Below are 12,888 nucleotides of genomic sequence, written 5' to 3' on the forward strand. Positions count from 1 at the left end.
GTTCGCGTGAGGGATGGCAGTGGAGCTCTTTTTTGAGGCAATTTTTCTTTGCCTCAAAAAAAGCGGGAACGTACAGCCCGACCCGGAGGGGCACGCCCAAATTATCTTTATTAATAAAACAACCAGTCTACAGCGCCTTTTTCTCCCGCATCGATGTACCCAACATCACGCGGTGTTATATTTTGATCTGCGTCGATGAAACCTAAAATTAATACTTTTCCTTTTCCTAAATCGAGTTTGTTTTCGCCTGGCTGGAACGTGTAGGTATGAATGTTTACACGTGGCAACTCTTTTAAATTGATGGCGCTTGCCAAAATTACTTCGGCCTGACCTTGTGAATTTCCTGAGGCATCGGTTTCTAAACTTGGCGGTAATAAAAATCGTTTCTGATCTGAATTGAAATATCCGACTACTAATTTAACCGCTTTTGTGTTTCTAAACTTCAAATGTGTTCCTTTTTCGTTCTGACCGTTTTCTGCGAATGAGAATCCTTTTAGGTTTTGCAGTTCAGGAGCAATTTTGATTAACTCAGAAATATCTGTTCCGTAAACTTTTGTTCCGGTTTTGACTAAATAAGTTCCCGGTTTTTCGTCGATGAAAGTTACATCTGCCGTTTTCCATGGTTTCCCTTCTTTGGTTTCGATTTTACCATCTTTAGACGATTTCAGCTTTTCTAAATTTCTCTTGAAATTAGCCAATTCACGCTCGTAATGCGGTAATAATTCAGCCCAGGTTTTATTGTTTCCGTCGTCTCCTCCAATTGGGATTCGACGTTGCGCGGTCTGCATACTGTTTGCATAATAATAGGTATCTTTTGTCAGTTTTACCAATAATTCGTAATATTCGATGCTTTTTTCTAAATGAGGCAAAACTTTGTCTAAATCGGCAATGTCGTTGGAGTAACTATAACGCAAAACCAATAAGGCCGCTTTTACTTTTTCTGAAAAGAAATCAGCAAAAGCTTTATAGGCATGAATATCGTTTTTAAGGCGAGCAAATTCTTCTTTGTCTTTGGTTACGCCGGCTTCGGCTTTGTCGATGGCTTCAACAGCCAGTCTTCCGTGTTCTGTAATTTCGGTAATAATCTGCGTTGGAAGTTCGCCAGAATGCGGTTCTTTGTTCCATTCTTTTTTGGCATATTCTAAAAGCAATTCGCCCGCAGGTCCGCAAGATTCGTGGAATCCCGGATAAACTCTCCATTTTGACGGATTTACCAACTGGCTTTCGAACATTCCTAATAATAAGGTTTGACGATTTCCTTCTGTAATTCCGAAACGTCTTAAGGTTTTAGGAGCGATTTCGCCTGTTTCTTCATAGGCTTTTAAGATGTTGTTTGCTGATTCTGTATCAGTTCCGTATTTTGCAGCTAAGTCATTATCCCAGAATTTAACTTCTTCGTTTCGATCTCTTTTGCTGTCCCACGCATATCTTGCCCAAGCTTTGTACCAAATCCAGTCGCGATCCATTTCTAGCAAACGCTCGCCAGTTTTGGTTTTATCGGCAGAATATGGCCAATCCCAATACGATGCCTGTGGATATAAGTGTAAAGCATTGGCTCCGTGAACGCTGTGCATTGCTTTTACGGTTTTTTGGATAAAATCTGGTGAACCGTATCTGAAAGGCTCTAAGTTGGCTAAAATGTGAACGTTCTCAATATGAATTGATTTTAAAGCACTTAATTGTTTGTGCGTTTCCCCCCAAGGTCCGCCCGGCGTGTAAGTCGTTAACGATTCTCCTGTATATTTACTTTCGGTATATAAATTTTTGTATAATGGAAGCGATTTTTCCATCACCAAAGGTCCGTCTGTATCGTGCGAACGCAAAATAATCGGCGGTTCTTCTGTTTTTCCTAATGCCTGTAAACCATCGCGAACGCCCGGAATAATCGTTTTGGTAAACCATTCTACGTCGTCGTCTACAGTATTGATGGCTTCTCCCAAACAAATCATTAACCCAACATTTGGATATTTTTCGATAAATGCTGCAATAGATTTTCTGGTATAATCAGACAATAAAGGCGTAATTGGTCGCGAACGATCCTGAGTTTTAATATTGTAATGTTCTGCAAAAGGCTTAGAAACGATAATATTGTAAAACATCTGAATTACCCAGATTCCTCTTTTGTTGGCTTCGACAGTTAAGAATTTATAGATTTCTTCGTTCTTTTTGAAATCTTCGTCGCTAACTTCGACTGCAAACTGATATTCTTTTAATTTTACCAAAGAAGCAAACGGATGTCCGTTCCATAAATACAAAGAGTTCATGCGGTTTTCCACCAGCATATCCAAATACTTAATCCATAACGCTTTATCGTAAAACCACGGAAAAGTTTCTGGTGTGTATGGATATTCGTAAACATCACGTCCCGGAAGATAAACCGGTTTCTGCATTCCGATACAAGTGCCACGCAAAACCATTTCCGGACTGTCTTCGATATTGATTGCTGACGGAAGTGCGCCTGAAGTTTTAATACGGTCTACGAGTTCTAAAGCACCATACAAAGTTCCTGTTGCATCTGCTCCTTCAATATAAATTATATTTTTTTGAGTGCGGATTTGAAAACCTTCTTTTTTACTTAATTTACTATCGTCGATTTTGGCGTTTTTGGAGTTTTGTTTCCAAAAATCGGTTCCTTTTTCTCCAATAACTATTACTTTGTCTTTTGAGCTTTTTAGTTTGTCGGCAGAAGCAACTTTAAAACCTTTTGAAGTCAAGGTTTCGGCTAATTTTTCTGCTCCAAATTTGGCTCTCGGCGAAGAGGCATCACTAACAATTGTGACATTCTGCGCTGTCGCGAAAGTGACATAACAACATAAAAAAAGTAAACTTAGGTATTTCATTGTATTTTGGTTTTATTCTTGGCAATCAATATTTTTCATCCAGTTTGTCATTTCGACGAAGGAGAAATCTCCGCAAGTAACTCCAGAAAACTAAATCGACAATCTTTGACGAGCTTCTCGCGGAGATTTCTCGTTCCTCGGGATGACAAAAAATGAGAATCTTTTTTTTGCCACAGATTAAAAGATTTTCACAGATTAAAAATCCTTTTAATCCTTTTAATCTGTGGCAAATAATTTTATTTTTTAATTCTGAAAAATCTTTTTCAAATAAGCCACATTTGCTCCGTAATTGGCTTTTACATTATGAACTTGTGTTACATCTCTTGAACGTTCAACAATCAGCCATCCGCTCCATTTCATTTCGTCCAGCGTTTGTTTGATTTTTGGCATATCGATCGCAGGATCGTTTTCTAACCAAAATTTATCGGTATTTGAAGCGTGAATCTGTGCTAAATGTTTTTTTCCTAAAATTTTTAATTCAGCTGAAATATCTCTTCCATTATCAACTGCATTCGCAAAATTGAACGAACTTTTAATGTATTTTGAACCGATTTCTTCTAAAAGTTTTTTCTCGTCTGTGGCATTTAATGAAGTTTCAATTGCGATTACTCCGCCAATTTTACCGACTTGTTTTCCGGCCCATTTTAATCTTTCAATTACGATTGGACGCAGTTCCGGATTTTTGGTCAAATCGCTTTCTGTTCCTAATGGTAAATACGCGACTTTCACTTTCATGTTTTTCATTGCTTCCACGCAATCGTTAATCATTGGTTCGATGGTTTCTCTTTTGGCAAAAGACTGTGCATAAAAACCAGACATTGCGATAGAACTGATGCCAACATTTACTGCTTTGGATTTATCTAAGAATTTTTGTCTTTCTACAGGATCGCCTAGTTTGCTGTCAAAGGTTGGTCGCTTTCCTAAACCGCCCATATCAAGTTCGATTCCGTCTGCTTTTATTTCAGATGCTAATCCGAAAGCACCTAATTTTTGTCTTTTTAAAATCATCCAGTCACAAACCGCCACTTTGTATTGCTGTTTGTTTTTTGATGCCTGAGCCGTTGCACAACTGTTGAATGTTGTTGACAAAACAACCAGCATGGCAACTAATAAATGTTTTTTATATATCATTGGGTATTTTTTTTGCCACAGATTAAAAGATTAAAAAGGATTTTTTTTATCTCCATAATCTGCTAAATCTGCGAGAGTAAATTTTTTCACGCAGATTTGGCAGATCTAACAGATTTTTTAATCAGTGAAAATCCTTTAATCTGTGGCATTATATTTTTACTCTTCTTCCACTTTTACAGCTGTCACTACTTTTCCTTCTTCGCCTGGCCAGATTCCGTTTTTGATTGGAAGTGCCACCAGTTTACTTGGATCGATTTTTACATATTTCAGTTTTTCTCTTCTCCAGGTATATACAATATGTACCATTCCGTCTGAACTTTGAATCATAGATGGATAAGAATACTGGCTGATTTTTGAATCTTCTAAAACTAAAGCAGCGTTCCAGTGAATTCCGTCTTTAGAAACCGAAACATTCAACGGCGTTCTTGGACCTTTTGCTTCTTTTCCCGGAGGCAGGACGTGATTATAAACTAATAAATGTCTGCCGTCTTTAAGTGTAACGGCATCTGTTCCTGAGTTGTTATTTGGAAGTCCGATTAATTCTACATCCGACCATGTTTTGCCGTTATCTTTTGAAAAAGTACTAAAAATAGCGCGGTTTCTGGTTCTCCCGATCGCCTGAATACTTCCATCTTTGTGGAATAAAATACTTGGCTGAATCGCATTGATTTTCTCTTTTCCTCTCGGAAGCGTATCACCCATTACCCATGTTTTTCCGAAATCGGGAGTAGATTCCATACGAAGTCTCCAACCATCGCCTTCGATACTTGACGGACATAAAAGAGTTCCGTTTCTTAATAAAACAGGTTTATTTTTGATTGGTCCTAAAAACCCGTCTGGCATTTTTTCTGCTTCAGACCATGTTTTTCCACCGTCAGAAGATTTTCTGATCATGCCCCACCATTCTGATGGTTTTGGTCCGATTTTGTAGAAAAGCATTAAATCGCCACCGGGGATTTGATATAAAACCGGATTCCATGTTGGTAATCTCGGTCCATCTTTCATAACGCCGTCAGCTACTTTTACACCTTCGTTCCATTTATCGCTTCCTTTGGGTTTGATTGCAACATAAATACAAACGTCCGGATGTCTTTCGTGCGTTCCTCCAAACCAGGAAGCTACAAGATCGCCATTGGTTGCTTCTAAAATTGTTACGGCATGGCAAGAAGGATAAGGCGCTTTATCATAGATAAACTGATCTCCTAAAATGCCTTCTTTCCAGGTCTTTTTTTCTAAAGCCGATTTACAGCTTCCTAAAAGAATTAAACCAAACAGGATAAACGTTACTTTTAAAATCTTCATTCCAGTTTTATTTTGAATTACAATTTTGGACATTAAATGCATTCTCAATATTTTTTTGCACAAAATTATTAGTTAAGTGTAAAAATGACACTAAAATTTTAAAGATCTATCCTGTACTGTCCCGAATTAACTGAAAAGCGGATTATTTAACATTTAAAATATAAGAACCTGACGAAAGTGTAAGTACAAGATTACCTTTTTCTGTTTTAAATGCATTTGAAGTTTTATTTAGTTTTTGATTATTAATGGTAACGTTAGCTGCATTTTCTGTCGGAAGATAAACAATTGCTGATGTATTTGCCGGAATTGAAACATTCCAATTTAAGGCTTTTTTACCTTTCTTCCAGTCACTTTTTATAGTTCCATAAATAGATTCGTAAGAAGCATTTACATAGGTCAATCCAGCATTAAAATCTGGTTTCATAATGATTTGTTTGAAGCCCGGAGTTTCAGGATTGCTTTTAATTCCCGCCATATTTTCGTAATACCAAATCAATAAATCTCCTAATAGCATCACATGGTTTTGCGAGTTCATAACAGGATCTGCGGTATTTCCGTTCCAAAGTTCCCAGATTGTGGTGGCGCCATTTTCTACCATATAACCCCAGCTCGGATAGGTTTTATTGGATGCTAATTTGAATGCCAGATCACCGCGGCCAAAATTGGTTAACGTCCGCATTAAAAATTGCGTTCCGATAACACCTGTGCTTATATGCCCATTTTTTACAACTTCTACCTGATGTACTAAATTTTCAAATATTTTCGTTTCAAGTCCGTCCGGAACCATTCCGAAAGTTAATGGCAATAAATTAGCGGTAACGGTATTATTGGCGTAACTGTTTTTATCTGCATTTAAATATTTGGCATTGAATGCTTTCTTGATTCTTAAAGCCAATTCATCATAATGCTTTATATCATTTTGCTGATTCGCAACAACGGCAAATTTCTTCATGATAGTCAAAAGCTGATAATAAAAAGCACTCGAAATCAATTCCCCATCCGTTAAACGAGCAGGATCTTTCGAACGAATTAATTCCAATGATTCTGGCGGAACACACCAATCGCCGTATTTATCTTTATACATCAAATCATTAGAAAGATAATTTTCTTCCATATAATCCATCCACTTTTTCATATTTGGATATTGTTTTACAACGACTTTTGCGTCTCCAAACTGATTATACAACATATCGGCAACCGTGATATACGTTCCCGGCCAGGTTACATTGTCTCCGTAATAACGCCAGAAAGCCGGTGCAACATCCGGAAGACCGCCATCTATGGTTTGTGAATATTTGATATCGTCCAGCCATTTTGCATATAAAGTCTGATTGTCAAACAAGAAACTTTCGCCATAAGCGCCGGTTGTTCTGTCTCCCAACCACGGCTGACGCTCGTTTCTTTGCGGACAGTCAATTGGCATTCCTTTATAATTTCCGCTGATTCCCCACCATGCATTTTTAAAAATCTGATTCATGATTGGATTCGAAGAATCAAAAGTTCCTGTGGTCTGAATGTCGTCGTAAACGACTTTCCCAACAAAATTTTCTATTGTCGGTTTTGTGGTAAATCCTGAAATCTCCACAAATCTAAATCCGTGGAAAATAAAACGAGGTTCCCAAATTTCTTCGCCTTCGCCTTTTAAAGTATAAATATCAGTAGTTTTTGCATCGCGTAAATTGGCAATATATAATGATCCGTCAGGCTGAAGTGATTCTGCAAATTTCATTGTGATTTTTTCACCTTTATTCCCTTTAACTTTCAATTGCAACCAGCCTACCATATTCTGTCCCATATCTAAGATATACGTTCCTTTTGGCGTCTGTTTGATCGAAATGGGTTTTACTTTGCGTTTCACTTTCATATTCGCCGACATCTGACCTTCGTAAAATCCGCCTGGTTCCTGCACATATTCTGCCGAAAACCATTTTTTATCATCAAAATTGGTCGTATTCCAGTATTTCATTTCTTTGCGGGCGTCGTATTCTTCTCCGTCGTATTCGTTGTTGGATAAAATTGGTCCGTCAGTTGTAATTTTCCAGGTATCATCGGTTCTAATCACGTCTTTGCTTCCATCAGTATATTCTACAAATAACTGTAAAGCCATTTTCGGGTAACCAAAAGTTTTAATTTTATAAGGCTTATAATCCTGTCGCATGGTAAAAAAACGCCCGTTTCCTAAAATTGTTCCCAGCATGTTTTTGCCTTCCTGCAACTGCGAAGTCACATCAAAAACATTGTATTTTACATTCTTCGTATAATCTGTCGGAACCGGCGCTAAAACCTGATCGCCAATTTTATTTCCGTTAATATACAACTCATACAAGCCCATTCCCATAATATAGACTTTCGCATTTTTGACTTTCTTTTTTAGGTTGATTTCTTTTCGAAGATAACGCGCGGACAATCTGGAATACTGCGAAATACTATCTCCGGGAGAAACTTTTTCATAACCAATCCAGCGTGTCGATTTCCAGTCGGCATAAGTTAAAATCCCGATACTAAAATGTGCATTTTCTTTGGATTGGATTTCACGTTTATTCGTGAAAATGGTTACTTTCCAGAAAACATCTTGTCGGTTTTCCAGTTTTTTTCCGTTATAAACTACATTTACAGAAGCATCACTTTGTACTTTTCCGCTGTTCCATAAATCTCCATTTCCGGTATTTAATTTTTCTAGACTCGAAGACGCAATAATTTGATATGCTATTTGTTTTACATCGTTTACCTCCGCTTTTATTTTCCAGCTCAGTCTTGGCTGTAAAACGTCAATTCCTTCCGGATTCGTCAGCATTTCGCACTTTAAATCGGTTACTGTGATTTTGTCCTGGGCTTTCGCCGAAAGGGTAAAAAGTGAGATGATTAGGGTAAAATGTAAAAAAAACTTTTTCATGGTATTGTTTATTTTTTCTCGCAGATTTTGCTGATTCCGGAGATTTTTTTTCTGCCACAGATTTCTCAGATTAAAAATGGATTTTTTATCTGCTTAATTTGCCAAATCTGCTAGAGTATATTGATTCTCATTTTGTGTCATTTCGACGGAGGAGAAATCTCCGCGAGTAGCTCGTCATGCTTGAGCAACTTTGTAGAGTTTCTTACGGAGATTTCTCCTCCGTCGAAATGACAAACTGGTCGGTTATCGTTGCGCATTAAACCTGACAGGTTTTAAAAACCTGTCAGGTTTAAACATCAAAATATCTAGATTACTCCATAACAATAATTTAAACTCTGTCGAGCTTCTCGCTAAGATTTCTCCTTCGTCGAAATGACAAATTGGATTGCAAATATTAGTATCTACTCCGAAATCACACGCTCCAATTTCTCAGAAAACGCAATTTCTTTTCCGTTTTTAAAGACTCTGAAACCTTTTCCTTTTTTATATTTTTCTCCCGTTTTATCCCAAAGAATTGTAATTATGTTGCCGTGATACAAAACATTATCCAGACAAAACCAATCCCATTTTTCCTGAGGAATCAACGGATTTACTTCAATCTTTTCGTCCGCTCTCGGGCGTAAACCAACTAAACCGGTAATCACTAGATCATTGAAAGTTGAATGATTGTAATAACGGCTTCTTTCCCTGTCGCCCATTAACCAATAACCAGTAGTTTCGTCCAGATATTCTCCAAGATAAGGCTTTCCTCTATAATACTGCGATTGAACGTACAATTCCAATTGTTTAAAATAATCTGGTTTCTCTACAAAATCCTGATTGTAATTGTTCAAAACATTGGCCATTGCCGTCAAGGTCTGTGAAGTCGCAAAAGGCCAGATCGCGCCGTCCCACTCGCAGGTTCCGGTTCCGTGTGTTCTAAAACGCAGACTTCTTCTTTCTGCCGTTGTTAATCCAAATGGTGCCGAAAATCCTTTTTCATCTTTCACTTGTTCCCAGGCTTTTTCAAACCCTTTACTTTTCTCAGGCAGATTAAAATACCACGGAATAAATCCGATCGCTTCTCGAACCTGCGCTAAAGTATCTTTTTCTGTAAAAGTTTCAAAGAACTCACTTTTCTTATTCCACAATTTCGTTTCCACTAATTGCTGTAAAACATCCGCTTTGGCTTTAAATTTTGCTTCTGTTTCTTTATCGCCTTTCATCTCGGCCATTTTAGAAATCGCTACAGCATTTCCGTACATATAACTGTTGATCGTTGGTCTTGCATTTTGCACTTTTCGCCCGCCGCTTAAGGACTCTTCCATTCCATCTTTTACATCATGCTGCCAAAATAAACCATCCTTGCGCTGACGGTCTTTTTCCCAAACCGCATAATCCGTAACCATGTCTGGATACAAATCCAGTAAGAATTTCTCATCTTTATTCACCAAATAACGATTGTACAAAGCATCGGCCGTCCAACTGCTGAATTTATACAATTTGTTCATCGGTTTCCCTTCATTGCCTCGGTACCAGATTTTAACATCCTGTTCAATATATTTCGGATCATGAACCCAGCGAAATTCATTGATATGATGTCCCAAAGCACAGCTGATCATATTGTATTTATCGGCATACGAACGATCCACCAAAAACTCCGTAATCGCAAATCCCTGCGGTGTATTTTTGATATGTTTACGAACACTCCACCATCTGAAATAATAGATTTCCTCAAAATTCTGCTGTGGACACTCAAACAACGGAATATTCTTTTCCATCCAGCTCCACGCACTGTCATTCGGAATCGCAAATTTTAAATTTTCATCTTCCATCGTGTTGAAATAATCAACATAATGTTTGAATTTTTCTTCTTTTAAAACAACCGATTTCCCTTTGTTTGAAATATTCGCACCCGATTTACAACTGCTGTTTAAACTGGCAATTATAATTGAGAGGGTTATTATTTTATGTTTGAGATTTGTTAACATCATTTATTTTATTTTTCTACACAATCTTGTCATTTCGACGAAGGAGAAATCTTCATGAGTAACTCCGTAAAAGTGAATCGCCAATCTTTGTCGAGCTTCTAACGGAGATTTCTCCTTCGTCGAAATGACAAATATGGAGTTTATTTAATCTTTATTTCCCCGTAAAAGTATACGTCTGCCCTGCTTTCATATTCACATCGTAAATATTATAATTCGGTAAAACCACTTTTTCCAGTTTAGCTTTATCAGAAATAATCGGTTTTTTTACTTCCACATCATAAAACAACGGATTTGCATTTTTACCTTTTGCTTTTTTGATCGAAGAACCGCTCAAAGTATTTTCTACTTTCAAACGGCAGTTTCCTCCAATTTTCGAATAAATTTTTAAAGTCGAAACTTTATTGTTTTTCCAGGTCATATCAATCACAAAACCGCCTCTGGCAACCAAACCTTCAATGCTTCCATCTTTCCAAACGGTTGGTAAAGCGGGCAATAACTGAATCGCATCTTCCTGACTCTGCATTAGCATTTCAGCAATCCCGGCTGTACAGCCAAAGTTTCCATCAATCTGAAACGGCTGATGCGCATCTAACATATTCGGGTAAGTTCCTCCTCCTTTTCTCTGATCTGCCGTTACCAAATGCAACTGGTCCTGAATCAGTTTATAAGCGTGATTTCCGTCTAATAATCTGGCCCATAAATTCACTTTCCATCCCATTGACCAGCCTGTAGATTCGTCTGTTCTGTAAATCAACGATTGTTTGGCTGCTTCAAATAATTCCGGTGTTTTTGTTGGCGAAATCTGATTACTCGGGTACAAGCCGTACAAATGAGAAACGTGTCTGTGGTTGTCTTTAGGATTATCCCAATCGTCCTGCCATTCCTGCAGCTGATTGTATTGTCCTATTTTCATTGGAGGCATTTTAGATAAAGCATCGCTTACTTTTTTCGTATAAACGGCATCTGGAGAAACCAATTTCGAAGCTTCAATAACATGCGTAAACAAATCAAAAATCAACTGATTATCCATTGTCGTTCCTGATGCAATAGTTGCTTTTCCAGTTCCGCCTGCATGCGTATTTTCTGGAGAACTTGAAGGCACCACCACCAAATATCCCGTATTTGGATCGATGATCATGAATTCCAAAAAGAAATCGGCAGCACCTTTCATAATCGGATAAATTTCTTCTAAATATTTTTTATCACCAGTATATAAATATCTTTCCCATAAATCCTGACAAATCCAGGCACCACCCGTTGGCCACATTCCAGATGCAGCAGAATCTACCGGAGCGGTTACACGCCAGATATCGGTGTTGTGATGTAAAACCCAACCATTTGCATTGTACATCATTTTAGCTGTTTCTGCACCTGTCACACTTAATTCTTTTGCCATTTGCAAAAACGGTTCGTGCATTTCCTGCAGATTCGTCACCTGCGCCGGCCAGTAATTCATTTCGGCATTAATGTTTGTTGTGTATTTACTGTCCCACGGCGGTGTTACCATATCGTTCCAGATTCCTTGTAAGTTTGCTGGCTGTCCGCCCGGTTGTGAACTTGAAATCAATAAATAACGTCCAAACTGAAAATATAACGAAGCTAATTCCGGATCAAACTGTTTGGAGAAATCGCGGATTCTTTCATTGGTTGGTTTTTTCGTATTTTCATTTGTTCCTAAATCCAAAGCAACTCTGTTGAAGAATTTTTGGTAATATGCTGTATGTGCCGTTTTTATTTCATCAAAACTTTTTGGTAAAGCCTGTTCTAAATACAATTTACTTTTCGCAATTTCATCACCCGAAATGTCCTGATAGTTTTTAAAATTGGTCGCAATTGAAATGTATAAAGTCACTTCATCGGCTTTGTCAATACTTAAAACGCCGTTGCTGGCACTAATTTCTCCTCCTTTATTTTTAGCCGTAAGTCTGCCCTGAAATTTTACTTTTCCTTTTACATTTTCAAAATTTGTCCCTAATCCAGAAAGTATAATTTGGTTTCCTTCTGTCGAAGCTAACGTTTTATCAATCGGGCTGTTCATAAAAACATTGCACGTAATTTGTCCTGGCTTGCTGGCGGAAAGTTTTACCGCAATGACCTGATCTGAAAATGCGGTTATGATTTCGCGTGTAAATTCAACTCCGTTAATCGTGTACTTTACTTTCGCGGAAGCGTTACTAATATCTAAATCCCTATAATAATTCGAATATTTCTGATGTCCCGGAAACGAAATATAAACGCTCCCAAAAGTCTGATACGGCATTCCGTCATTGGTCTGCGACATGATATCCTGCGTAGCCAAATCCTGTGCTTCATCAAATTTTCCTTCAAAGATTAATCTGCGAACGATCGGAAGAGCTTTGATTGATTTTGAATGTGCATTACTGTTTGGAGATCCCGCCCAAATGGTTTCTTCATTCAATTGTAAACGCTCTACAGCCGGGTCGCCGAAGACCATCGCACCCAAACGTCCGTTGCCTAATGGCAAAGCTTCGTTCCAGATTGAGGCTGGTTTATCGTACCATAATTTCAGGTCGTTTTGCGCTGTTGCTGTAAGCGAAAAAATTCCAAGACAGATTGCTGTTATTTTAGTTTTTAAATTCATGTTAATATATTTTTTTTGCCACAAATTACACGAATGGACACTAATTTTTTTTTAATTTTTATTTCAATTCTCTAATTTATTTTTGCCACAAATTAAAATGATTAGAAGGATTTTTTATCTCCTAAATCTGCCAAATCTGCGAGAGTAAAT

At 37.8% G+C, this 12,888-nt stretch carries 6 protein-coding genes; all 6 read right to left on the minus strand.

The genetic code is table 11. The features are described 5' to 3' along the window. Positions 1 to 110: 110 nt before the first annotated feature. The 6 genes from ASE21_RS14075 to ASE21_RS14100 all read right to left on the minus strand — a co-directional run bounded on the left by ASE21_RS14075 (position 111) and on the right by ASE21_RS14100 (position 12,738). Positions 111 to 2,840 (minus strand): glycoside hydrolase family 20 zincin-like fold domain-containing protein, encoded by a 2,730-nt coding sequence (locus tag ASE21_RS14075; protein WP_057123323.1) that lies wholly within the window; start codon positions 2,838 to 2,840, stop codon positions 111 to 113. A 243-nt stretch (positions 2,841 to 3,083) separates the two neighbouring features. Continuing rightward, positions 3,084 to 3,971: a sugar phosphate isomerase/epimerase family protein gene (locus tag ASE21_RS14080; protein ID WP_057123324.1), complete on the minus strand. Its 888-nt coding sequence runs from the start codon at positions 3,969 to 3,971 to the stop codon at positions 3,084 to 3,086. 156 nt (positions 3,972 to 4,127) lie between these two features. Next, positions 4,128 to 5,273 carry a sialidase family protein gene (locus tag ASE21_RS14085; protein WP_057123591.1) on the minus strand — a complete coding sequence of 382 codons (1,146 nt, stop codon included), beginning with the start codon at positions 5,271 to 5,273 and terminating at the stop codon, positions 4,128 to 4,130. A gap of 142 nt (positions 5,274 to 5,415) precedes the next feature. After that, positions 5,416 to 8,166 carry a glycoside hydrolase family 78 protein gene (locus ASE21_RS14090; protein WP_057123325.1) on the minus strand — a complete coding sequence of 917 codons (2,751 nt, stop codon included), beginning with the start codon at positions 8,164 to 8,166 and terminating at the stop codon, positions 5,416 to 5,418. 401 nt (positions 8,167 to 8,567) lie between these two features. Further along, positions 8,568 to 10,139, minus strand: coding sequence for an MGH1-like glycoside hydrolase domain-containing protein (locus ASE21_RS14095; protein ID WP_242410275.1), 1,572 nt, complete (start codon positions 10,137 to 10,139; stop codon positions 8,568 to 8,570). Positions 10,140 to 10,287: 148 nt separating this feature from the next. After that, the gene (locus ASE21_RS14100) at positions 10,288 to 12,738 is read right to left on the minus strand and encodes a glycosyl hydrolase family 95 catalytic domain-containing protein (protein ID WP_057123327.1); all 2,451 of its coding nucleotides are present in this window, start codon (positions 12,736 to 12,738) and stop codon (positions 10,288 to 10,290) included. Between the last annotated feature and the right edge of the window lie 150 nt (positions 12,739 to 12,888).

Origin of the sequence: Flavobacterium sp. Root901 (genome assembly GCF_001429765.1) — a bacterium.
Classification (GTDB): domain Bacteria; phylum Bacteroidota; class Bacteroidia; order Flavobacteriales; family Flavobacteriaceae; genus Flavobacterium.